The organism is Streptomyces mauvecolor, assembly GCF_039532965.1.
GTDB lineage: Bacteria > Actinomycetota > Actinomycetes > Streptomycetales > Streptomycetaceae > Streptomyces > Streptomyces violascens.
Map to the genome: position 1 here is coordinate 196800 of NZ_BAAASQ010000014.1, position 21544 is coordinate 218343.

At 70.3% G+C, this 21544-nt stretch carries 22 protein-coding genes; 10 read left to right on the forward strand and 12 right to left on the reverse strand.

Annotation, left to right across the window (positions count from 1 at the left end; all coding sequences use genetic code 11):
• Positions 1-494 precede the first annotated feature (494 nt).
• The gene (locus ABD346_RS20505; protein WP_344376676.1) at positions 495-1466 is read right to left on the reverse strand and encodes a tetratricopeptide repeat protein; all 972 of its coding nucleotides are present in this window, start codon (positions 1464-1466) and stop codon (positions 495-497) included.
• A gap of 289 nt (positions 1467-1755) precedes the next feature.
• Here ABD346_RS20505 and ABD346_RS20510 point away from each other — a divergent pair, with 289 nt between their 5' ends.
• On the forward strand, positions 1756-2391 hold the full coding sequence (locus ABD346_RS20510) for a TetR/AcrR family transcriptional regulator (protein WP_344376677.1): 636 nt from the start codon (positions 1756-1758) through the stop codon (positions 2389-2391).
• Positions 2392-2463: 72 nt separating this feature from the next.
• Positions 2464-2625, forward strand: coding sequence for a hypothetical protein (locus tag ABD346_RS20515; protein ID WP_344376678.1), 162 nt, complete (start codon positions 2464-2466; stop codon positions 2623-2625).
• 3 nt (positions 2626-2628) lie between these two features.
• On the opposite strand, the gene ABD346_RS20520 is transcribed toward ABD346_RS20515, so the two are convergent.
• Together ABD346_RS20520 and murG are read right to left on the reverse strand one after the other, a co-directional pair.
• A complete protein-coding gene (locus ABD346_RS20520; RefSeq protein WP_344376679.1) occupies positions 2629-3627 on the reverse strand; it encodes a GDP-mannose 4,6-dehydratase in 999 nt (332 codons plus the stop codon).
• A complete protein-coding gene (murG, locus tag ABD346_RS20525) occupies positions 3624-4769 on the reverse strand; it encodes an undecaprenyldiphospho-muramoylpentapeptide beta-N-acetylglucosaminyltransferase (protein WP_344376680.1) in 1146 nt (381 codons plus the stop codon). The genes ABD346_RS20520 and murG overlap by 4 nt, the downstream gene beginning before the upstream one ends.
• Positions 4770-4832: 63 nt before the next feature.
• Here murG and ABD346_RS20530 point away from each other — a divergent pair, with 63 nt between their 5' ends.
• Both ABD346_RS20530 and ABD346_RS20535 read left to right on the forward strand, forming a co-directional pair.
• Positions 4833-5528, forward strand: coding sequence for a response regulator transcription factor (locus tag ABD346_RS20530; protein ID WP_344376681.1), 696 nt, complete (start codon positions 4833-4835; stop codon positions 5526-5528).
• The gene (locus ABD346_RS20535; protein ID WP_344376683.1) at positions 5525-6934 is read left to right on the forward strand and encodes a sensor histidine kinase; all 1410 of its coding nucleotides are present in this window, start codon (positions 5525-5527) and stop codon (positions 6932-6934) included. Before ABD346_RS20530 ends, ABD346_RS20535 begins: the two co-directional genes overlap by 4 nt.
• 295 nt (positions 6935-7229) lie before the next feature.
• On the opposite strand, the gene icmA is transcribed toward ABD346_RS20535, so the two are convergent.
• The 3 genes from icmA to ABD346_RS20550 form a co-directional block, all read right to left on the reverse strand.
• Positions 7230-8930 carry a coenzyme B12-dependent isobutyryl-CoA mutase large subunit gene (gene icmA / locus ABD346_RS20540; RefSeq protein ID WP_344376684.1) on the reverse strand — a complete coding sequence of 567 codons (1701 nt, stop codon included), beginning with the start codon at positions 8928-8930 and terminating at the stop codon, positions 7230-7232.
• Between the two features lie 86 nt (positions 8931-9016).
• Positions 9017-9355, reverse strand: coding sequence for a DUF3817 domain-containing protein (locus tag ABD346_RS20545; RefSeq protein WP_344376685.1), 339 nt, complete (start codon positions 9353-9355; stop codon positions 9017-9019).
• Positions 9356-9507: 152 nt separating this feature from the next.
• Positions 9508-10014, reverse strand: coding sequence for a MarR family winged helix-turn-helix transcriptional regulator (locus ABD346_RS20550; RefSeq protein WP_344376686.1), 507 nt, complete (start codon positions 10012-10014; stop codon positions 9508-9510).
• A gap of 188 nt (positions 10015-10202) precedes the next feature.
• Here ABD346_RS20550 and ABD346_RS20555 point away from each other — a divergent pair, with 188 nt between their 5' ends.
• Positions 10203-11228: a glycoside hydrolase family 6 protein gene (locus tag ABD346_RS20555; RefSeq protein WP_344376687.1), complete on the forward strand. Its 1026-nt coding sequence runs from the start codon at positions 10203-10205 to the stop codon at positions 11226-11228.
• 22 nt (positions 11229-11250) lie between these two features.
• Here the strand turns inward: ABD346_RS20555 and glxA are convergent, their stop codons facing one another.
• The 4 genes from glxA to ABD346_RS20575 form a co-directional block, all read right to left on the reverse strand.
• On the reverse strand, positions 11251-13206 hold the full coding sequence (glxA, locus tag ABD346_RS20560; protein ID WP_344376688.1) for a radical copper oxidase GlxA: 1956 nt from the start codon (positions 13204-13206) through the stop codon (positions 11251-11253).
• 3 nt (positions 13207-13209) lie between these two features.
• Complete coding sequence (locus ABD346_RS20565; protein ID WP_344376752.1) at positions 13210-14976, reverse strand: glycosyltransferase family 2 protein; 1767 nt, start codon at positions 14974-14976, stop codon at positions 13210-13212.
• Between the two features lie 199 nt (positions 14977-15175).
• Positions 15176-15469: an MTH1187 family thiamine-binding protein gene (locus ABD346_RS20570; RefSeq protein WP_189963740.1), complete on the reverse strand. Its 294-nt coding sequence runs from the start codon at positions 15467-15469 to the stop codon at positions 15176-15178.
• The gene (locus ABD346_RS20575) at positions 15466-15810 is read right to left on the reverse strand and encodes a DUF3817 domain-containing protein (RefSeq protein ID WP_344376689.1); all 345 of its coding nucleotides are present in this window, start codon (positions 15808-15810) and stop codon (positions 15466-15468) included. Before ABD346_RS20575 ends, ABD346_RS20570 begins: the two co-directional genes overlap by 4 nt.
• 143 nt (positions 15811-15953) lie before the next feature.
• On the opposite strand from ABD346_RS20575, the gene ABD346_RS20580 reads away from it, so the two are divergent.
• The 4 genes from ABD346_RS20580 (at position 15954) to ABD346_RS20595 (ending at position 18636) form a co-directional block, all read left to right on the forward strand.
• Positions 15954-16592, forward strand: coding sequence for an AIM24 family protein (locus ABD346_RS20580; RefSeq protein ID WP_344376690.1), 639 nt, complete (start codon positions 15954-15956; stop codon positions 16590-16592).
• On the forward strand, positions 16592-17242 hold the full coding sequence (locus ABD346_RS20585) for an AIM24 family protein (RefSeq protein ID WP_344376691.1): 651 nt from the start codon (positions 16592-16594) through the stop codon (positions 17240-17242). Before ABD346_RS20580 ends, ABD346_RS20585 begins: the two co-directional genes overlap by 1 nt.
• Positions 17239-18015 carry an AIM24 family protein gene (locus ABD346_RS20590; RefSeq protein WP_344376693.1) on the forward strand — a complete coding sequence of 259 codons (777 nt, stop codon included), beginning with the start codon at positions 17239-17241 and terminating at the stop codon, positions 18013-18015. Before ABD346_RS20585 ends, ABD346_RS20590 begins: the two co-directional genes overlap by 4 nt.
• A gap of 144 nt (positions 18016-18159) precedes the next feature.
• Complete coding sequence (locus tag ABD346_RS20595; protein WP_344376694.1) at positions 18160-18636, forward strand: MarR family winged helix-turn-helix transcriptional regulator; 477 nt, start codon at positions 18160-18162, stop codon at positions 18634-18636.
• Between the two features lie 64 nt (positions 18637-18700).
• Here ABD346_RS20595 and meaB read toward each other — a convergent pair whose 3' ends face one another.
• Together meaB and ABD346_RS20605 are read right to left on the reverse strand one after the other, a co-directional pair.
• Entirely contained in the window at positions 18701-19657 is a 957-nt protein-coding gene (meaB, locus tag ABD346_RS20600) for a methylmalonyl Co-A mutase-associated GTPase MeaB (protein WP_114038203.1), read from the reverse strand.
• Between the two features lie 56 nt (positions 19658-19713).
• Complete coding sequence (locus tag ABD346_RS20605; protein WP_344376695.1) at positions 19714-20916, reverse strand: acetyl-CoA C-acetyltransferase; 1203 nt, start codon at positions 20914-20916, stop codon at positions 19714-19716.
• Positions 20917-21087: 171 nt separating this feature from the next.
• Between ABD346_RS20605 and mce the strand changes: the two genes are divergently transcribed.
• Positions 21088-21528 carry a methylmalonyl-CoA epimerase gene (gene mce / locus ABD346_RS20610; RefSeq protein ID WP_344376696.1) on the forward strand — a complete coding sequence of 147 codons (441 nt, stop codon included), beginning with the start codon at positions 21088-21090 and terminating at the stop codon, positions 21526-21528.
• Positions 21529-21544: the final 16 nt, after the last annotated feature.

Here is a 21544-nt window from a genome sequence, read left to right on the forward strand (position 1 = left end):
CGAGCGACAACCACTGGCCACGCGTTCGCGCAACCTGCTGGACAGGCCCTGCCGGAGAGCAGAGACCCCCCTGTCCACGACCGGTGCCACTGCCACCGGCCGGCCCGGTGGGGACCCAAATGGGCGGCAGCGCCGAGTGGCTGTCGGGCTGGTGCGTTATTGGACCGAGCGTGGCCGATCGTGGTGCATTCGGGGCCGGGGCACAAGGGGGGTCATTACTAGCCAGTAACGGCCGGATAACCGAAGCGCGACCGGTCGGCATCGCGCAGGCACGCAGGGTGCCGCCGAGTGACCGGACAGAAGGGGAAATCGCCGCTGAAATGCGGACGTAAGAAGCGGCTCAACTTACTGCAAGTAACAGCGACCGCGTTTACCAAGTTTTGGTAAAACGCGGTCGCCCCTTGTCTCTCTGTCGCCAAATCGTCCGTCGCGTACCGCGCTCGGCACTCATTAGGTGACAGGTCGGTGAACGCCCGGAGGCATCCATCGGTGCGTCAGAAGAGCACCCTCGCCAGCGCGGTTCGCGCCGCCGTGACGCGCGGGTCGTCCCCTCCGATCACCTCGAAGAGTTCGAGGAGCCGGACCCGGGCCGCGTCGCGGTCGTCACCGAACGTGCGCCGCACGGTCTCGACGAGCCGCCCGAAGGCGTCCTCGACATGACCGCCGACCAGATCGAGGTCGGCCGCCGCGATCTGCGCCGCCACGTCGGCGGGCTTCTCGGCGGCGTCCTTGCGGACCTGCTGGGGGTCGAGCGACTGCACGCGCCGGAGCAGTTCGGCCTGGGCCAGGCCGAGCTTGGCCTCCGGGTTGCGCGGGTCGTCGCTCAGGACGTTCCGGTACGCCTGGACCGCGCCGGCCAGATCGCCCGAGTCGAGGGCCCGCACGGCGGCTTCGAGCAGCGCGTCGTACGGGCCCGCGGGGGCCTGCGCCTCGGCCGCGGGGGCCGCCGCCGCGTTCGGGTCGACCTCGATGCCGGTCAGGCCGAAGCGCTCCTCGGCGACCTGCACCAGCTGGTCGAGGGTCTCGCGGATCTGGGCCTCGGGGGCCGCGCCCTGGAAGAGGGGCAGCGCCTGGCCGGCGACGACCGCGAAGACGGCCGGGATCCCCTGGATCCCGAACTGCTGCATCAGCATCTGGTTGGCGTCGACGTCGATCTTGGCAAGGAGGAAGCGGCCGTTGTACTCGACGGCGAGACGCTCCAACAGCGGGCCGAGCTGCTTGCAGGGCTCGCACCACTCGGCCCAGAAGTCGATGACGACCGGCACCTCGGAGGAGCGCGTCAGGACATCGCGTTCGAAGGAGGCCTCGTCGACATCGATGACGAGGGCGGACGGCGCGACCGCCGGGACCCCGCCCTGGCGGGCTGCCTCGGCTCGCGCCTGCTCCGCCTTGCTCTTGGCCTCACCGGCCGCCTTCACCGCGGCGAGGTCGACGACGCCGCTCATGGACATGTTCCTAGGCTGCATGCGTACATCCTCCCCCTTCCGCGACGGTGCGTGGTGATCCGGTGGCAGGATCCGGGGCCCATCCGATGCCTCCCGCCGGATTGCGAGGCTCACGGACGGACCGCGGATCATTCCTGATGGCACCTGGGTCCCCACCCCGGCGCCGTGTGACATGTGGTTGTCGCGGAAGGCCGCTCATGGCTTTCGCTACGAGCCGTAGCGTAACTGGTGCGGCCCCGGCGCGCGGGGTGATCTCGCGCACACCGCATGACCTCTGGCGTGATTGCTACCGGCCGGTATGGTCGCCGTCATGCCTTCTTCATCCCGAGCCGCGAGACCGTCCTGCACGGGTCGTACGGGTCGGCCTCGCAGCGCCGAGGCCGACGCCGCGATCCTGCTGGCGACCCGGGAGGCGCTGGTCGACCTCGGCTGGTCGAAGCTCACGATGGGGGACGTGGCGACGCGGGCCGGGGTCGCCAAGACGACGCTCTACCGCCGCTGGGCGGGCAAGAACGAGCTCGTCGTGGACGCGGTCGCGGTCCTCTTCGACGAGCTCGAACTCCCGGACCTGGGCAGCCTTGTGGCCGATGTGGAGGGCGTCGTCCTCCAGTTCGCGGCCCTCCTGGAGCGCCCCGAGACGAAGACCGCGCTGATGGCCGTGGTGGCCGAATCCACCCGGGACGACGCGCTGCGCGGGCGGATCCGCTCGGCCATCGTGGACCGCCAGAAGCGGCTGGTTCTGGTCGGCCGCGAACGCGCCCAGGCCCGCGGCGAACTCCCCTACGAGGCCGACCCGGCCGTCTCCGCCCGCCACACCGACCTCATCTTCGACGTGGTGGCGGGCGCGGTCGTCCACCGCGCACTGGTCAGCGCGGAACCGGTGGACGAGGAGTGGGCCCGCGACTTCACCCTGCTGATCTGCTCGGGTCTTGCCGCGACGGCCTGAGGGCGAAGGGGCGTGGCCGGACCGTGACCCCGCCGGGTCCGCCCCGTACCCCTCGCCTGCGAGGCTCACGGGATGGGACGGACACCGGGATGGCCCGACGAGCGTGACGGCGTCTACCAGGAGCGCGAACCGGGGCATGAGGTGGCCTGTTGCCTGGTCTGCGTCCTGCTGTTCTTCTTCGGCCTGATGGCCTGGGTTGTGTGGGACCTCACCCACACGCCGTGGCTCGCCTGAGGCTCAGACCTGATAGCGCGTCGGCGCGAACAGGGCCAGGTTCTCCTCGACCCAGCTCGACGTCTGCTTCAGGCCTTCCTCCAGGCTCACTTCCGGCTCCCAGCCCGCCCACTCGCGGGCCCGCGTGTTGTCGGAAAGCAGTCGCTCCACCTCGCTGCCCGACGGGCGAAGGCGCGCCGGGTCGACGACGACCGAGGCCTCGCGGCCCGACGCGGCGATGAGCGCCTCGGCGAGGTCGCCGATCGCTATCTCGCGGCCCGTGCCCAGGTTCACGACCTCGCCGAGCGCCCGGTCGCACTCGGCGACCGCGAGGAAGCCCCGCGCGGTGTCGGTGACGTACGTGAAGTCGCGGGTCGGCGTCAGCGAGCCGAGCTTGATCTCCCGGGCGCCCGCGTGCAGTTGGGCCAGGATGGTCGGGATCACGGCGCGGGCGGACTGGCGCGGGCCGTAGGTGTTGAAGGGGCGCACCACGGTCACCGGCAGCTCGAAGGCGTGCCAGTGCGACAGCGCCATCATGTCGGCGCCGATCTTGGACGCCGAGTACGGCGACTGCGGCTGGAGCGGGTGCTGCTCGCTGATCGGGGCGGTCAGGGCGGTGCCGTACACCTCGCTGGTGGAGGTGTGGACGAGGCGGCGCACCGAGTGGCGGCGGCAGGCCTCGGCGATGTTCTCGGTGCCGACGACGTTCGTCTGGACGTAGGCGCCCGGGGAGTCGTAGCTGTACGGGATGCCGATGAGCGCGGCGAGGTGGAAGACGGTGTCGCAGCCGGCGACCGCGTCCGAGACCCGGCCCGCGTCGCGGACGTCCCCGGAGACCATCTCCACCTGGGGGTGGCCGATGAGGTGGGCGAGGAAGCCCTTCTCGGCGTACGGCTTGTAGTGCACGAACGCCCGCACGTTCGCGCCGAGTCCGACGAGCAGGTCGACGAGCGTCGAGCCGATGAAGCCCTCGGCGCCGGTGACGAGAACGGTGCGGTTCTGCCATGCGGTGATGGTGCTCATGCTGCGTACTCCCTGGTGTACGAGGTGGGGTAGGAGGCGAGTTCGAGGACCCTGGCGGCCAGCAGGTCGGCGGCCCGGGCGTGGTTGCCGGGGTCGGCGGCGCCGCTCATCGCGGCGAGCCGGGCCGGGTCGGCCAGGAGGGGTTCGATGAGGGCGGCCAGGCGGAAGGCGGTGGTCTCGGCGTCCGGCACGAGCAGGCCCGCGCCCGCGTCGGAGAGGACCCGCGCGTTGTGGGTCTGGTGGTCGCCCGGCGCGTGCGGGTAGGGCACGAGGACGGCGGGCACCCCGGTCGCGGCGAGTTCGGCGACGGTCGCCGAGCCGGCCCGGCACACGACGAGGTCGGCGGCCGCGTACGCGAGGTCCATCCGGTCGAGGTAGGGCACCGCCCGCGCGCCCGGAAGGTGGGCCAACTGCCGCTGGGTGTCCTCCAGTTGGGCCGGTCCCGTCTTGATGAGGAGGTGGACGTCGGCCCGCTCCCGCCAGCGTCCGGCCAGGCCGATCGCCGCCGCGGTGAGCCGGGCCGCGCCCAGGCTGCCGCCGTTGACGAGGACGAGCCGCGCCCCGGGCGGCACCCCGAGCGCCCGCCGGGCCTCGGTGCGCAGCGCCGTGCGGTCGAGGGAGGCGAGCGAGGCGGCGATGGGCATGCCGGTGGTGATGGCGTCCTGGCCGCCCGCGAGGTGGGCGCGGCTGCGGTCGAAGGCGACCGCGATGTTGGAGGTGAGGCGGGCCGCGAACTGGTTGGCCCGGCCCGGCACCGCGTTGGACTCGTGGATGAGGCTGGGCAGCCCGGCCATCCGCGCGCCGACGATGACCGGCGCGCTCGGGTAGCCGCCCATGCCGACGGCGACCTGGGCGCGCTGGGTCTTGAGGATGGCCCGGCACTGCGCGCCCGACTTCAGCAGCGCGGCGGGCAGCAGATACCGCTTGGCGCCGAGCGAGGGGTCGAAGGGGATCATGTCGACGGTGTGCAGGTGGTAGCCGGCGCCCGGTATGAGCTTGCCCTCCAGGCCCCGGGTCGTGCCGACGAAGGAGATCACCGCGTCGGGGACGGCCCGCCGCAGTGCCTCGGCGAGTGCGAGTCCGGGGTAGATGTGCCCGCCGGTCCCGCCCGCCCCGATCACTACTGACAATGGTGTGCGCATGGCACCGAGGTTCACGGGGCGCCCTAAGAGGGTTCTAAGAGCCGCGTTTGGCAGGCTTTGCCCATGAGCACCACGCGCGCGGTCAGAATTCTCGTCGTCGACGACGAGCCGGAGGTACGGGCGGCCGTCGAGGACGGCCTCGCGGTGGAGGGGTACGAGGTGAAGGGCGCCCCGGACGGGCTCGCGGCGCTCTCCGAGGTTGCCGCCTGGCGGCCGGACGCGATCGTCCTGGACGTGATGATGCCGGTCCTCGACGGCCTCGGGGTGTGCCGCCAGCTGCGCGCGATGGGCGACCGCACCCCGGTCCTGGTCCTCACCGCGCTGGATTCGGTGAGCGAGCGGGTGGACGGCCTGGAGGCGGGCGCGGACGACTACCTGGTCAAGCCCTTCGCCCTGGACGAACTCGTCGCCCGGGTACGGGCGTTGCTGCGCCGGGCGGCGCCCGACCCCGCCGAGCAGCAGGAGCTGCGGTACGCGGATCTGGTGGTGGACCCGGTCGCGCACACCGCCCGCCGGGGCGAGCGCCCGATCGACTTCACGCGTACCGAGTTCGCCCTGCTCGAACTCCTGATGCGCAACCCGGGGCAGGTCCTTCCGAGGGAGCTGATCCACGAGCTCGTCTGGGGCCGCGACTTCGGCCCGGACTCCAACTCCCTTGCTGTGTACGTGGGCTACCTGCGCCGCAAACTGGAGGCGGAGGGCGAGTCCAGGCTCGTCCACACCGTGCACGGCGTCGGCTACCGCCTGGACGCCTCGTGAGTTCCCGGCGGCGCCTGGGCGCCCGCTGGCGCCGCCACCGCCCGCTGCGCACCCGGCTCGCGATGGCCGCGTCCGCCGCGGTCGCGCTGGTCGCGGTCGGGGTGTGCACCGCCGCGTTCTTCGTGATCCGCTACGAGCTCTACCACCAGCTCGACCTGAACCTGACCCAGTCGGCGACCCTCACCATCCAGCAGCACCGGGACACCGCACCAGGCGTGCTCGCGGGCGAGTGCCGGTTCCTGTCCGCCCCGGCCTGCGCCCAGGTCGTCCCTGCCGACCCGGCCAAGGATCCCTCCCGCCCCTACCTCCTGCCGGTGAGCCCGCCCGTGCGGGCGGTCGCCTCCGGGGCCCGCAACGGGTACTTCACCAACATCACGCTGGCCGACGGCAAACCCGCCCGGATGCTCACCACGCCCTTCGGCGGCGACAAGGCGCTGCAGGTGGCGCTGCGTTCGGACGCGGTACGCAAGGGGGTGGGCCAGGCGGCCGGGCTCCTGAGCGGGGTGGGGGCGGCGGGCGTGCTGCTCGCGGCCGCGCTCGGCTACTGGGTGTCCCGCACGGGTCTGGCCCCCGTGGCCCGGCTCACCGCGACGGCCGAGCACATCGCGGCCACCCGCGACCCGAGCCACCGCATCGAGCTGCCGCCCGGCCCGTCGGACAAGGAGGACGAGGTGACCCGGCTCGCGGCGTCCTTCAACACGATGCTGGGCGAGCTGGAGCAGTCCGTGACGGCCCAGCGCCGCCTGGTCGCGGACGCGTCCCACGAACTGCGCACGCCCCTGACGGCGCTCCGCACGAACGCCGAGCTCCTCGCCCGGGCCGACCGCCTGACCCCGGCCCAGCGGGACCGGGCCTCGGCCGCCCTCGGCCGCCAGATCCGAGAGGTGTCCGTCCTGGTCAACGACCTCATCGACCTGGCCAGGGACCAGGAGCCCACGCCGCTCCTGGAGGAGGTCCGGCTGGCCCCGCTGCTCGCGCACACGGTGGACACGGCCCGGACGCACTGGCCGGCGACGCCCTTCCAACTGGACCTGTCCGACGCGTCGGCGACGCTGCCGGGGGTACCGGCCCGGCTTGCCCGGCTCATCTCCAACCTTCTGGACAACGCGGCGAAGTTCAGTCCGCCGGGTGCGCCGGTGGAAGTGGTGCTGCTGGCGGGGGAGTTGACGGTACGGGACCATGGGCCGGGTATCGCACCGGCCGATCTCCCTCATGTCTTCGACCGGTTCTACCGGGCGGAGCAGGCGCGGGCGTTGCCGGGGTCGGGGCTCGGCCTGGCGATGGCCCGCCAGATCGCGCGGGCCCATGGCGCCGACCTGACGGCTCATCAGGCCCCGGGCGGCGGAGCCCTGTTCCGGCTGACGCTTGGGGGCGGGGGCGGGGGCGGGGGCGGCCAGCCCGCCTAACTGCTGGGGCTCCGCCCCAGACCCCGAGATGCCCCACTCCACCCCTTCCCGAGACCCTCCGGGGGTTGGAGTGAGAGTGAAGCCGCGTTTCCTGGGGCTCCGCCCCAGACCCCGTTCGCGCCTTGAGGGCGCTCGTCCTCAAACTCCCCCAAGGCCTTAACGGCCAGGGGGGACCCCCATGACGGGCTGGGTATGCCCGCACCCGACGCCGCCAGGGGCGCGGGGAACTGCGCGACCAGCCACGCGCGGTCCGCAGCCGAACCTCACCCCTGGCGGGTTTCGGGAAGGCCGGGGTTCAGAAGCCCGGGGGCTCCGTGTACGTGCCCCACTCGTCGCGGAGGACCCCGCAGATCTCACCCAGGGTCGCCTCCGCCCGCACCGCGTCCAGCATCGGCACGATCATGTTGGAGCCGTCACGGGCCGCGGCCAGCATCGCGTCCAGCGCGGCCCGCACCGCCCCGTCGTCGCGGCGCGACTTGCGGTCGGCCAGGACCCGTACCTGCTCGCGCTCCACCTCATGGCTGACCCGCAGAATCTCCAGGTCACCGGTGACCGAACCGTGGTGGCAGTTGACGCCCACCACCCGCTTGTCGCCCTTCTCCAGGGACTGCTGGTAGCGGAAGGCCGACTCCGCGATCTCCCCGGTGAACCAGCCGTCCTCGATGCCGCGCAGGATGCCGGAGGTGATCGGGCCGATCGGGTGCTGCCCGTCGGGGTGCGCCCGCAGGCCCCGCTCCCTTATCTGCTCGAAGATCTTCTCCGCGTCCGCCTCGATGCGGTCGGTGAGCTGCTCCACGTACCAGGAGCCGCCCAGCGGGTCGGCGACGTTCGCGACGCCGGTCTCCTCCATCAGCACCTGCTGCGTGCGCAGCGCGATCTCGGCGGCCTGCTCGCTGGGCAGCGCGAGGGTCTCGTCAAGGGCGTTGGTGTGCAGCGAGTTGGTGCCGCCGAGCACGGCCGCGAGGGCCTCCACGGCGGTGCGTACGACATTGTTGTACGGCTGCTGCGCGGTCAGCGAGACCCCGGCGGTCTGGGTGTGGAAGCGCAGCCACTGCGCCTTGTCCGACTTCGCGCCGTACACCTCCTTCATCCAGCGGGCCCAGATGCGGCGCGCCGCACGGAACTTGGCGATCTCCTCGAAGAAGTCCACGTGCGCGTCGAAGAAGAAGGACAGGCCCGGGGCGAAGACGTCCACGTCCAGGCCTCGGCTGAGGCCCAGTTCCACGTAGCCGAAGCCGTCGGCCAGGGTGTACGCCAGCTCCTGCGCGGCCGTCGCCCCCGCCTCGCGGATGTGGTAGCCGGAGACCGAGAGCGGCTTGTACGCGGGGATGCCCTGCGCGCAGTGCTCCATCAGGTCGCCGATGAGGCGCAGATGGGGCTCGGGCTGGAAGAGCCACTCCTTCTGCGCGATGTACTCCTTGAAGATGTCCGTCTGGAGCGTGCCGTTGAGCACCGCCGGGTCCACGCCCTGCCGCTCGGCGGCGACCAGGTACATACAGAAGGCGGGCACCGCGGGCCCGCTGATCGTCATGGATGTCGTGACGTCGCCGAGCGGGATGTCCTTGAACAGGACCTCCATGTCGGCGGCCGAGTCGATGGCGACGCCGCAGTGGCCGACCTCGCCGAGCGAGCGGGGGTCGTCGGAGTCGCGGCCCATGAGGGTGGGCATGTCGAAGGCGACGCTCAGCCCGCCGCCGCCGGCGGCCAGGATCATCTTGTAGCGCTCATTGGTCTGCTCGGCGTTGCCGAACCCGGCGAACTGCCGGATCGTCCACGTACGCCCCCGGTATCCGGTCGGGTACAGGCCACGGGTGAAGGGGTACTCCCCGGGCCAGCCGATCCGCTCGAACCCGTCGTAGGTGTCGCCGGGCCGGGGCCCGTACGCCGGGTCCACGGGATCCCCGGAGAGCGTGGTGAAGTCCGCGTCGCGCTTGCGGGCCTTGTCGTAACGGGCCTGCCAGCGACGGCGGCCTTCTTCGATGGCGTCAGCGTCCATGACTCAAATTTACTTGGACGTCCTAGTAAATGTCGATGGCCGACCGCCGCGCAGTTGCTCACGCGGCGGTGGGCCGGGCTCTGCCGTCAGGCGCGGGCGCCCGCGGGGACGCCGCCCGCGACCTTGGACTCCAGTTCCTTGGAGACCTTGCGCTCGACGAAGAAGGCGGCGGTGGGGATCGTGCCGGCGATCAGCACCCACAGCTGCTTGCCGACCGGCCACTTCGCCTTGGAGCCCAGGTCGAAGGCGAAGACGAGGTAGATCACGTACAGCCAGCCGTGGGCGATGCCGACGACCTTCGTGAAGTCCGCGGCGCCGTTCATGTCGAGGATGTACTTGGCGATCACGCCGAGGGTCAGCAGGACCAGTAGCACGCCGGTGACGTACGCCATCACTCGGTAGCGGGTCAGCACGCTCTTTTTCATGCGGTCGAGCGTAACCGGACACACGGGGCGATCTTCCCCCGGGTCCCGCACCCTGGGGCTCCGCCCCAGACCCCGCTCGCACCTCAAGGGCGCTCGTCCTCGAACTCCCCCGAGCCGCAGAGTGGCACAGCGGGAAGGGGCGGGGTGAGGAGCTACTCCTCGAAGTCGTTGGCCGCCACTCGCAGGGGGCGCAGCATCGCGAAGATTTCGGCGCATTCCTCCGCGTCGTAGACGCCGAGGCCGAACTCCATCGCCATCAGGTCGCGCGTGGCCTGCTCCACCACCTCGCGGCCCTTGCCCGTGATGGACGCCAGCGTGCCGCGGCCGTCGTTCGGGTTGGGGCGCTTGTCCACGAGGCCCGACTTCACGAGGCGGTCCACCGTGTTGGTGACCGAGGTCGGGTGGACCATCAGGCGCTCGCCGATTTTCGACATCGGCAGCTCCCCCTCCTTGGAGAAGGTCAGCAGCACCAGCGCCTCGTACCGCGCGAAGGTCAGCCCGTAGGGCTTCACCACCGCGTCGACCTCCGAGAGCAGGATCTGGTGCGCCCGCATGATCGAGGTGATCGCCCCCATCGAGGGCACGGGGCCCCAGCGCTGCTGCCAGAGTTCGTCGGCTCGGGCGATGGGATCGAAGGGAAGGCTGAGCGGCTTGGGCACCCGTCGACCTTACCCACTGGTCACATGCCGGTCAGCCCCGTCTCGAAGTTCGGTACCGGCCGCCCGGCATGGCGGTCCCGCACCCAGAGTGACCGCTATGTCACTATTGCCCGGTTAACTGTAGATCGTATGGATCATGCAGCCGTGCAGACGGTCCCGTCCAGACCCTTGTCACCCCCAGGGGAACGATGTCCCGGTACAGAACCCTCTCGTACAGAATCCTGCTCGCCGCGGCCCTGCTCGCCGGCGGCGCCGGCTGCTCCGCCGACGGCGCGGACGAGGCTCCCGCGGCCCAGGCCCGCACCCAGGCCGAGGCCGCCCCCGCGCCCACGCCGGGCTCTCCCTTCTGGGTGGACCCGGAGAGCGACGCGGCCCGGCAGGTGAGGATCTGGCAGGTGCAGGGGCGCACCTCCGACGCCCAGGCGCTCCGGCGGATCGCGGAGCGGCCGGTGGCCACCTGGCCGTCGGGGGACAACCCGCAGCCCGGCATCCGCAAGGCCGTGGAGGGCGCCGCCAAGGAGAAGCGGACCGCGCTGTTCGTGGCGTACAACATTCCGCACCGCGACTGCGGCAAGTACTCGGCGGGCGGGGCGAACGGGGTCGACGGCTATCGCGCCTGGTACGGGATGTTCGCCGAGGCCATCGGCCCGGCCCCGGCGGTCGTCGTCCTGGAGCCGGACGCGGTCGCCCACATGGTCGACGGGTGCACGACGCCCGACCATCACGCCGAGCGGTATCAGCTCCTCAACGAGGCCGTCGAGCATCTGAAGAAACTGCCCAACACCAAGGTCTATCTCGATGCCGGGAATCCCGCGTGGATCCCGGACCCCTACACCCTCATCGAGCCGCTGCGGCGGGCCGGCATCGAGAAGGCCGACGGGTTCGCGCTGAACGTCTCCAACTTCCAGACCGACGCGACGGTGCGGGCGTACGGGATGAAGGTGTCCCAGGCGCTCGACGGCAAGCACTTCGTCATGGACACCAGCCGCAACGGCGAGGGCCCTCTGCCCGGCGACCGCGACCAGGCCTGGTGCAATCCCCCGGGCCGGTCCCTGGGAACTCCGCCGTCGGTCAGTACCGGGGATCCGCTCGTCGACGCCTTCTTGTGGATCAAGCGGCCGGGCGACTCGGACGGGCCCTGCCGCGGCGGACCGTCCGCCGGGACCTGGTGGCCGGAGTACGCCCTCGGGCTCGCCAAACGCGCCCGATTCTGACGAACCGCCAGGTATAGGGCGCTCAGTCCACGCGTATCCACTTCGCCTCGGACGGCGTGCCCTCCTGGTCGGTCACGAAGACCATGTACCAGCCGGGCGGGACCAGCGCCCGGTCCTTCGGGACGGTGATCGTGACCGAGTTCCTGTCCTTGGTCAGGCCGAGTTCGATCGAGCGCTGCTCGACGTCCGTGGTGTGGGTGACCGCGCTCGGCCGCATCAGCCGGGCCTTGACGACGCGCTCGGGGTGGTCCGTCCTGAAGGTCGCCCGGCCGTCGCCCGCCACGGCCTCGGGGCCGTCGCCGAGGGCGGGGCGCCTGTCCTTGTCGCGGTAGAGGTAGGGCGGGGTGTAGACCTCCATGCGCTGCTCGAATTTGCCGAGTTTGGTGTTGTCCTTGTCGCCGAAGAGCGAGTCGGAGCCGAAGGTGGCGACCCGGCCGTCGGGCAGCAGCAGCGCCTCGGAGTGGTAGTTGCGGCCGATGATGGGGTCGGCCGCCTCGCGGAACGCGTTCTCCCTGGGGTCGTAGAACTGGGCCTTGAAGATGTTGGAGCCGCCCCGGCCGCGGTAGTCCGAGGAGCCGCCGGTCGTGAACACCGAGTCGTCCGGCATGATCACGCTGTTCAGGTAGCGGGTGCCCTGCGGGAGTTCGGGACCGGACCTGAAGAGGGGGTTCTGCTGCTTGAGGTCCACCACGGCGGTGCGCGGCGTCGCCTTCTTGGACTCGCCGACCCCGCCGCCGCCGAGCAGCATGAAGCGCTGGTCCTGCGCGGGGGGCAGCAGGAGTGAACTGGCCGTCTCCAGCTGGTCGGTGGCGCTCAGACCGCCGATCTTGGTGAAGGTGTTCTTCTCGACGTCCCACAGGCCGGGCTCGCGCCCCTTGTCGGCGGGCCCGTACCCGGCGTTGGCGCCTGAGTAGAAGAGCTTGCCGCTCTTGGTCAGGAACAGCGAGGGGTAGGTCGGGAAGTAGCGGAAGGGGCCCTTGGACCACTGCTTGGTCTTCGGGTCGTAGATCTCGTTGTCGCCCGCGAGGATGGCGCCCACGTCGTCGAGCCCGGAGACGGCGAGCACCCGGCCGTCCTGGAGCGTGGTGAGCGTCGGGTACCAGCGGGCCTCCTTCATCGGGGTGACCGGGATGTACTTCTCGGCCCTGGGGTCGAATTCGTACGCCGCCCTGATCCCCTGGAAGTCCTGCTTGTCCAGGGTGATCTTCTCGGCGATCCCGTACAGGTTGTCGGCGTCCTTGCCGGTCAGGCCCACGATCTCGTACTGCGCCCGGTCGGTGGCGACCGACTGGGGGCCCTCGGCGACCGCCTCGACGAAGACCCGCGCCTCGCCGGCGGTGGTCTTGGTCCCCCAGGGCTTCATCTGCCCGGTGTCGTAGTACGAGACCTCGAACTCGCGCTTGGCGCGCGGCACCGTGACGGTGAACTTCGATATGTACTCGACTCCCGACGGCGAACGGAACTTGGTGCCCTTCTTGACGGTGACGGTCTTGTCCGGGCTCTCGTTCTTGATCCGCATGCCGCCGCCGGCCCGCTTGACCTCGCCGTCCAGGAGCTCGTAGCGGGCGGTTCCGCCGGCCACCAGGAGCTTGCCGTCGGGGAGTTGGGCGTGGCCGCCGCAGAAGAAGTCCTCGGGGGTGGGGATCTTCTTGAAGGAGTTGTCCTTCGGGTTCCACAGCACGGTGTCGAAGGTGCCGGCGTCGAAGTGGTCCTGCTTGTTGCCCGAGCCCGCGATGATCAGCACCTTGCCGGTGTGCAGCAGCGCCGCGTGAATGGCGTTGGTGCGGTACTCCTTGGGGATGTCGACGCCGTGCCAGGCGCCGTACCGCGCCATGTAGTCGGGCTGGGCTATCTCCCATGCGTGGTACTGCTCGGTGGCGAAGGAGAGCGCGGCGGGAGCGTTGAGACCGGCGAGGAGCACGACGGCGCCGCCGCCGAGCAGCGTCTTCCTCGTCCGCTTCGAGGGCCGGTGGGCCATGGCTCAGTTCCCTCCGGTCGTCGTGGCCACGGCGGGTTCCGCCTCGCCCGTGGCCTTCTTCTTCCGGGTGGCGACCGCGGCCGCGCTGCGGGCCACCGCGCGCTCGCGCCGCGTCGTCCAGGCCCAGATCGCCGCCGGGGCCAGCGCGATGCACAGAGCGAGCAGGGCCCAGGTGCGCATGGCGGCGTGGGTGTGGCGGTAGTGCACGGAGGCGATCAGCGAGCAGGCCAGGACGGCCGCCCAGAACAGGTGGATGCGGAAGGTCCACAGCCGGTCGGGGCTGGCCTGGCCGCCCTTGGGCGTGACGACGAACCGGCCGGGGGTGCGCAGGACGGCCGAGCCGAGCGACTTGAGGTAGATGGGCGCCGAGAGCGCGGACATCCCCATCCCGGCGAGCCCGCCCGAGCCCTCGGGTTCGTGGGGCGAGACGTTGTGTCGCCGGTTCCAGAGGTAGAGCCCGATCTGGAGGGCCGCCGCGTCGCTGTAGAGCATCAGCCAGACCGAGGCGCTGACCTGGGTGCCGGACGCCCCGAACCACAGGAACAGCAGGCAACTGACGATCCCCAGAAGCCAGTTGACGGCCGTCATCGGGTAGTAGACGAGCATCAGGGTGTACGAGAGCAGCCGGCCGGGCGGCATGCTGAAGGGCGCCTTCCAGTACTGCTTGAACAGCGTCTCGTAGGTGCCGCGCGACCAGCGCATCTGCTGGGTGAAGAAGTCGGTCCAGGAGGCCGGGCCCTCGCCGACGGCCAGCACGTCCGGGGTGTACACGGAGCGCCAGTGGCGGCCGGTCCTCGGGTTCTTGTGCCGGTGCAGTTCGAAGCCGGTGGCCATGTCCTCGGTGATCGAGTCGTACAGGCCGCCGATCTGCCGCAGGGCCGCGATCCGTACGACGTTGTTGGTGCCGACGAACATGGGCGCCCGGTAGCGGTTGCCGGCCCGCTGGATCAGCGCGTGGAAGAGGAACTGCTGGGATTCGGCGGCCTTGGTGACCGGTGAGGTGTAGTTCCCGTACACCTGCGGCCCGACGACGAAGGCGACGTCGGGGTCGCGGAAGTAACCCATCATCCGCTCCAGGAAGTTGGGGAGCGGGGCGTGGTCGGTGTCGACGGAGGCGAAGAAGTCGTAGTCGCGGCCGTGCATCGCGATCCACGCGTTGTAGTTGCCGTGCTTGGTGCGGGCCTTGTGGGCGCCCTTCTTGCGGTTCCACTCGGGGACGCCCTTGCGGGAGAAGTGGCGCACGCCCAGTTCGGCGCACAGGGCCCTGGCCTGTTCGTCGTCGCCCTCGTCCAGGAGCCAGATGTCGAGCGGCCCGGTGTGCGTGAGCCGGACGGCCGCCTCCAGGGTGTTACGCACCATGGATATGGGTTCCTTGCCGGGCACGTACGTGGTGAGGAAGGCGACCCGCGTGCCGTATTCGGCGGTGACGGGGACGGGGTCGCGGGCGACCATCGTGGCGTGGGCGACGGAGGCGACATTGGTGACCATGAAGAGCTCGATCAGGCCGATCGAGACCAACATCGCGATGTCGAGGCCGACGAGCCAGCGGTCGCCGCCCTCGCGTTCTACCCAGTGGGTGGGCCAGACGAGGTAGACGAGCAGCAGGCCGGTGAGTATCGGCGCCAGGGCCATCAGCAGGACGGCGCGTATGCGGTGCGGCTCCCGGGAGAGCAGGCTGCGGTATTGCACCTGGTAGGGCTTGGCGCCCGGCTCCGTGAGCGGTCCGGCCAGTCGGCTGTAGGTGTCGTAGGCGTAGCCCTCCGGGCGCACGGTGCCCTCCAGCTGATCGTCGAGCAGGGTCACGAACTGGGTTATATCCCCACAAAAGTGGAGAATGCCCGGCGTGTCGACTGGAGTTACTCCGAGTGAGCGGTTCTGGATTGAACCGCTTTCGCGCGCGGTAGGTGCGGCCCGGAGATACGCGAAAGCCCCCGGCCGCGGTGGCCGGGGGCTCTTCGCTGAAGGCCGGTTACTCGGACAGATGGCGCTCCACCGTCTCGACCTTGGACGTCAGGCCGTCCGTGACACCGGGGCGGATGTCCGCCTTGAGTACGAGCGAGACCCGGTTCGAGCGGGCCTCGACGGCGGCGACGGCGCGCTTGACGACGTCCATGACCTCGTCCCACTCGCCCTCGATGCTGGTGAACATCGCGTCGGTACGGTTGGGCAGGCCGGACTCGCGGACCACGCGCACCGCGTCGGCCACGTACTCCCCCACGTCCTCGCCGACGCCGAGCGGGCTGACCGAGAAGGCGACGATCATGCGTTGACCACGCCTTCCTTGCGGGCCCGGGTCGCGATCACCGCATCGTCCAGCTCGCGGCGGATCTTGCGCTCGGCGAAGAAGCCGCCGAAGGGCAGCACGGCGAGCACGAAGTAGAGCGCGCCGGTCTTCGCGGACCACTTGGTGCGGTTCCAGGCGTCCAGCCAGAAGAGCACGTACAGCGTGAACAGGATGCCGTGGACCATGCCCATGACCATGACCCCGTCGAACGAGGTGGTGCGCTTGAGCACGGAGCACACCAGCAGGATCGGGAACGAGATGGCCTCGGGGAGCGAGATCAGTCGGAGGCGGTGCAGGGCGGAGGCTGTCTTGATGTCCACGTGTGGGGCACCTTCGCTGGGAGGGAGCGGGCGGCAGTGATCGTTTGGCGTGATCTTTGTGAATGCATGCACAAACGATCCCCATTCTGACATCGCGCCCTTGCCCCTGTCGGGGCGGGTCCCCGGCCCGCTAACGTCGGCCCGTGGCAACGTTCCGACTCCAGGGCAGCAAAGTGCTCGCCGTCGACATGACAGGCGACGCCGTCAAAGCGAAGAACGGCTCGATGGTCGCCTACGACGGCCAGATGGCGTTCAAGAAGATGTCCGGCGGCGGTGAGGGTCTGCGCGGCATGGTGACCCGCCGCCTCACCGGCGAACAGATGACCGTGATGGAGGTGAAGGGGCACGGCACGTGCTACTTCGCCGACCGCGCGAGCGAGATCAACCTAGTGAGCCTGACCGGCGACAAGCTCTTCGTCGAGGCGAGCAACCTGCTCGCCACCGATGCCGGACTGCGGACCGGCACCACATTCACCGGCCTGCGCGGCGCGAGCCAGGGCAACGGCCTGTTCACCACGACGATCGAGGGCCACGGCCAGGCCGCGATCATGTCGGACGGACCGGCCGTGGTTCTCAGGGTCAGCGCCCAGTACCCGCTGTCCGTCGACCCGGGGGCGTACATCGCGCACCAGGGCAATCTCCAGCAGCGCTTCCAGTCCGGGGTGACCTTCCGCACCTTCCTGGGCGAGGGCTCGGGCGAGGCCTTCCAGATCCGGTTCGAGGGCGAGGGCCTGGTGTACGTGCAGCCCAGCGAGCGCAACACGATCGGCGGGGACGTCTGATGCCCTTCCGCGAGATCAACTCGAAGATGGTCGAGGCGACGGTGAGCCCCGGCCAGAAAATGTTCAGCCAGCGCGGCGCGATGCTCGCCTACAAGGGCGAGGTGTCCTTCACGCCCAACATCCAGGGCGGCCAGGGCGGCATCATGTCGATGATCGGCCGCCGGGTCGCCAACGAGGCGACCCCGCTGATGACGGTGGAGGGCAGCGGCACGGTGATGTTCGGCCACGGCGGCCACCACATCCAGGTCATCAACCTCCAGGGCGACACCCTGTACGTGGAGGCGGACCGGCTGCTCGCCTTCGACGGCACCCTCCAGCAGGGCACGATGTTCATGGGCTCGCAGGGCGGGGTCATGGGCATGGTGCGCGGCCAGGTGACCGGCCAGGGCCTGTTCACCACCACGCTCAAGGGCCACGGGGCCGTCGCCGTGATGGCGCACGGCGGCGTGATCGAGCTGCCGATCACCCCGCAGCGCCCGGTGCACGTCGACCCGCAGGCCTATGTGGCCCACCACGGCGACGTACGCAACAAGCTCTCGACCGCGCTCGGCTGGCGCGACATGGTGGGCCGGGGCTCCGGCGAGGCCTTCCAGCTCGAACTGTCCGGCAATGGCTCGGTGTACGTGCAGGCCTCGGAGGAGAAGCTGTGACCGCCCCGGTGATCTTCGATCCCTACTCGCTGCCGACCGACGACAACGTCAACAAGTACACCTTCTGCGTGGAGCTCAAGTCGAGCCAGTGGTTCCTGCAGAAGGGCAAGATGATCGCCTACTACGGGCAGATCGAGTTCAACGGCATCGGCCACGGCCGGCTCGACCGGCTGCTTCGTACGAGCTTCCACTCTCCGCTGCACGCCAGCGACTGGGTGGTGGCCAACGGCAGCGGCAAAATGCTGCTCGCGGACCGCGCCTTCGACGTGAACAGCTACGACCTGGACGAGGGCAACCTCACGATCCGGTCGGGCAACCTCCTCGCGTACGAGCCCTCGCTAGCGCTCAAGCAGTCGATCGTGCCGGGGTTCCTGACGCTGATCGGCACGGGCAAGTTCGTGGCCGCGTCCAACGGCCCGGTCGTCTTCATGGAGCCGCCGATCCGGGTTGACCCGCAGGCGCTTGTCGGCTGGGCGGACTGCCCTTCGCCCTGCCACCACTACGACCACGGCTACATGACGGGCATCCTGGGCGGAATCCGGTCACTCACCGGGCTCGGCGGAACGTCCGGCGAGGAGCACCAGTTCGAGTTCGTGGGGGCCGGTACGGTACTGCTCCAGTCCACCGAGGTGCTCATGGCGGAGCAGGCGACCGGGCAGGTCACCAACGAGCCCGGGGTACCCGGCGGCGGCCAGGGCGGGCACGGCCAGCAGGGCGCGGGACCGCGTCTTCCCGGCCAGCTGGGGGACCTCCAGCGTCGCTTCGGCCTGTGAGCGGTAGTCTGCGGAGTGTGACGTCGAACGCGTGAGCCCTTCGGGGCTCGGCGGGGCCCGCGCGAGTGGCGCGATCGCATCACGTGCCGGGCGTCACACTCCCACACTTGGTTCAGAATTCAACTTCTTAGGTAGAATCCACATATGGAGACCGAGACGGCCACGAACTGGCTGAGCGACGACGAGCAGTGCGCCTGGCGCACCTATCTGGACGTCAACAGGATGCTGACGTACCAGATGGAGAAGGATCTCCAGCCGTTCGGCCTGACCAACAACGACTACGAGATCCTGGTGAACCTCTCGGAGTCGGCCGACAGGCGGATGCGGATGAGCGACCTCGCGGCCGCCACCCTCCAGTCCAAGAGCCGTCTCTCGCACCAGATCACCCGCATGGAGAACGCGGGCCTGGTCCGGCGCGAGAACTGCGAGTCGGACCGGCGCGGCCTGTTCGCCGTCCTGACCGAGCACGGCACGGAGACCATGGAGAAGGTCGCCCCCCACCATGTGGCCTCCGTGCGGCGCCACTTCATCGATCTGCTGTCGGGCGAGGCGCTCGCGGATCTACGCGAGTCACTCGCCCCGATCGCGGAGCACCTGCGGGGCCACCGCGGCAAGATCTGACGCACAGTCAGACCTTGGGATCCGGTCAGACCCCGGACCTGGTCGGACCCGGGTTCCGGCCCGCCTAGGCTCCGGTCAGCCCGGCCACCAGCTCGTCGGCCGCCGCGTACGGGTCGAGTTCGCCGTCCACGATGCGCTGCGCCAGCGTGTCCAGGCGGCGGTCGCCGTGCAGGGAGCCGATGCGCTCGCGCAGGGCGGTGACCGCGATGGTCTCGACCTCGCGGGCCGCGCGGGCCCGGCGCCGTTCGGCGAGGACGCCGTGCTCGGCCATCCACGCGTGGTGCTTCTCCAGGGCCTCCACGACCTCGTCGATGCCCTCGCCGCGTGCCGCCACCGTCTTGACGATGGGCGGGCGCCAGTCCCCCGGGCCGCGTGATTCGCCGAGTCCCAGCATGTGGTTGAGCTCGCGGGCCGTCGCGTCCGCGCCGTCCCGGTCCGCCTTGTTGACGACGTACAGGTCGCCGATCTCCAGGATTCCGGCCTTGGCCGCCTGGATGCCGTCGCCCATGCCGGGCGCGAGCAGCACCACCGAGGTGTCGGCCTGCGAGGCGATCTCGACCTCGGACTGGCCGACGCCCACCGTCTCGACCAGGATCACCTCGCAGCCCGCCGCGTCCAGCACCCGGATCGCCTGCGGCGCGGCCCACGCCAGGCCGCCCAGGTGGCCCCGGGTCGCCATCGAGCGGATGTAGACGCCCGGGTCGGAGGCGTGCTCGGACATCCGCACCCGGTCCCCGAGCAGGGCCCCGCCCGAGAAGGGCGAGGACGGGTCGACGGCGAGCACGCCGACCCGCTTGCCGGCCCTGCGGTACGCGGTGACGAGCGCCGAGGTGGACGTCGACTTGCCGACACCGGGCGAGCCCGTGAGCCCCACGACGTACGCGTTGCCCGCGAGCGGGGCAAGGGCCGCCATGACCTCGCGCAGCTGCGGGGACGCCCCCTCGACCAGCGAGATCAGCCGGGCGACGGCCCTGGGCCGGCCTTCCCGGGCCTGGGCCACCAGTTCGGGGACGTCCACCATTGCCGCTCCGTTCAGTCGCGTACGCACCGCAGGGATCAGGGAGTTGCTCGCGGGTGTTACTTGCCCGGGACGCGAACGATCAGCGCGTCGCCCTGACCGCCGCCGCCGCACAGGGCCGCCGCGCCGACGCCGCCGCCGCGACGCTTCAGTTCGAGGGCGAGGTGCAGCACGACGCGGGCGCCGGACATGCCGATCGGGTGCCCCAGGGCGATCGCGCCGCCGTTGACATTCACCTTTTCCGGCGAAACTCCGAGGTCCTTCATTGACTGCACGGCGACCGCGGCGAAGGCCTCGTTGATCTCGATCAGGTCGAGGTCCTCGACCGTGATCCCCTCCTTGCCGACCGCGTGCCTGATCGCGTTCGAGGGCTGCGACTGGAGCGAGTTGTCGGGGCCCGCCACGTTGCCGTGGGCGCCGATCTCGGCGATCCACTCCAGGCCCAGCTCCTCCGCCTTGGCCTTGGACATGACGACGACCGCGGCCGCGCCGTCCGAGATCTGCGAGGAGGTGCCGGCCGTGATCGTGCCGTCCTTGGCGAAGGCGGGGCGCAGCTTGCCGAGGGACTCGACGGTGGTGTCGGCGCGCACGCCCTCGTCCTTGGCGAACAGGACCGGGTCGCCCTTGCGCTGCGGAATCTCGACCGGGGTGATCTCGGCCTCGAAGATGCCGTTCTTCTGGGCGGCCGCGGCGCGCTGGTGCGAGGCCGCCGCGATCGCGTCCTGCTCGGGGCGGGCGATGCCCAGCCGGGTGTTGTGCTTCTCCGTGGACTCGCCCATGGGGATGTTCTCGAAGGAGTCGGTGAGACCGTCGTACGCCATCGCGTCGAGCATCTCGATCGCGCCGTACTTGTAGCCCTCGCGGGACTTGGGCAGCAGGTGCGGGGCGTTGGTCATCGACTCCTGGCCGCCGGCGACCACGATGTCGAACTCACCGGCGCGGATCAGCTGGTCGGCCAGCGCGATCGCGTCCAGACCCGACAGGCACACCTTGTTGATGGTGAGCGCGGGGACGTTCATCGGGATGCCGGCCTTGACGGCCGCCTGGCGCGCGGGGATCTGACCGGCCCCGGCCTGGAGCACCTGGCCCATGATCACGTACTGCACCTGGTCGCCGCCGATGCCGGCCCGGTCCAGGGCCGCCTTGATGGCGAACCCCCCGAGGTCGGCGCCGGAGAAGGACTTGAGGGAGCCGAGCAGTCGGCCCATGGGCGTACGGGCGCCCGCGACGATCACTGAGGTGGTACCGGTCGTTCCAGACATGAGGCACGGCCCCTTGGGAGGTGAGGGTGAACGAGAGGGGGTCTGGGGGGATACCCCCAGTCACGAAGGTGCACTTCGAATGTACTGAGCGGTACTGCCCCACGTCACCGGGCAGCCGGTGTGATCGCGCGCACGTTGCGTAACCACCCCTGCGGGCGCTGCACTGGACCCATGCTGACGCGAATCGACCACATCGGGATCGCCTGTTTCGACCTCGACAAGACCGTCGAGTTCTACCGTGCCACCTACGGATTCGAGGTGTTCCACACCGAGGTCAACGAGGAACAGGGCGTGCGCGAGGCCATGCTCAAGATCAACGAGACCTCCGACGGCGGGGCCTCCTACCTCCAGCTCCTGGAGCCGACCCGCGAGGACTCCGCGGTCGGCAAGTGGCTGGCCAAGAACGGGGAGGGCGTCCACCACATCGCCTTCGGCACCGGGGACGTCGCCGCCGACTCCGAGGCCATCCGCGGCAAGGGCGTACGGGTCCTGTACGACCAGCCGCGCATCGGTTCGATGGGCTCGTCTATCACCTTCCTGCACCCCAAGGACTGCCACGGCGTGCTCACCGAACTCGTCACTTCCGCCCCGGAAGGCACCACCGCCCACTGAGCCCGCACGGTGGAGG

Coding starts and splice junctions, on each gene's coding strand:
- murG (WP_344376680.1), bottom strand. CDS start 4,769: ATGCGCACACCATTGTCAGTAGTGATCGGGGCGGGCGGGACCGGCGGG.
- ABD346_RS20510 (WP_344376677.1), top strand. CDS start 1,756: ATGCCTTCTTCATCCCGAGCCGCGAGACCGTCCTGCACGGGTCGTACG.
- meaB (WP_114038203.1), bottom strand. CDS start 19,657: ATGGTGGACGTCCCCGAACTGGTGGCCCAGGCCCGGGAAGGCCGGCCC.
- ABD346_RS20555 (WP_344376687.1), top strand. CDS start 10,203: ATGTCCCGGTACAGAACCCTCTCGTACAGAATCCTGCTCGCCGCGGCC.
- ABD346_RS20605 (WP_344376695.1), bottom strand. CDS start 20,916: ATGTCTGGAACGACCGGTACCACCTCAGTGATCGTCGCGGGCGCCCGT.
- ABD346_RS20570 (WP_189963740.1), bottom strand. CDS start 15,469: ATGATCGTCGCCTTCTCGGTCAGCCCGCTCGGCGTCGGCGAGGACGTG.
- ABD346_RS20520 (WP_344376679.1), bottom strand. CDS start 3,627: ATGAGCACCATCACCGCATGGCAGAACCGCACCGTTCTCGTCACCGGC.
- ABD346_RS20595 (WP_344376694.1), top strand. CDS start 18,160: ATGGAGACCGAGACGGCCACGAACTGGCTGAGCGACGACGAGCAGTGC.
- icmA (WP_344376684.1), bottom strand. CDS start 8,930: ATGGACGCTGACGCCATCGAAGAAGGCCGCCGTCGCTGGCAGGCCCGT.
- ABD346_RS20530 (WP_344376681.1), top strand. CDS start 4,833: ATGAGCACCACGCGCGCGGTCAGAATTCTCGTCGTCGACGACGAGCCG.
- glxA (WP_344376688.1), bottom strand. CDS start 13,206: ATGGCCCACCGGCCCTCGAAGCGGACGAGGAAGACGCTGCTCGGCGGC.
- ABD346_RS20585 (WP_344376691.1), top strand. CDS start 16,592: ATGCCCTTCCGCGAGATCAACTCGAAGATGGTCGAGGCGACGGTGAGC.
- mce (WP_344376696.1), top strand. CDS start 21,088: ATGCTGACGCGAATCGACCACATCGGGATCGCCTGTTTCGACCTCGAC.
- ABD346_RS20515 (WP_344376678.1), top strand. CDS start 2,464: ATGGGACGGACACCGGGATGGCCCGACGAGCGTGACGGCGTCTACCAG.
- ABD346_RS20545 (WP_344376685.1), bottom strand. CDS start 9,355: ATGAAAAAGAGCGTGCTGACCCGCTACCGAGTGATGGCGTACGTCACC.
- ABD346_RS20505 (WP_344376676.1), bottom strand. CDS start 1,466: ATGCAGCCTAGGAACATGTCCATGAGCGGCGTCGTCGACCTCGCCGCG.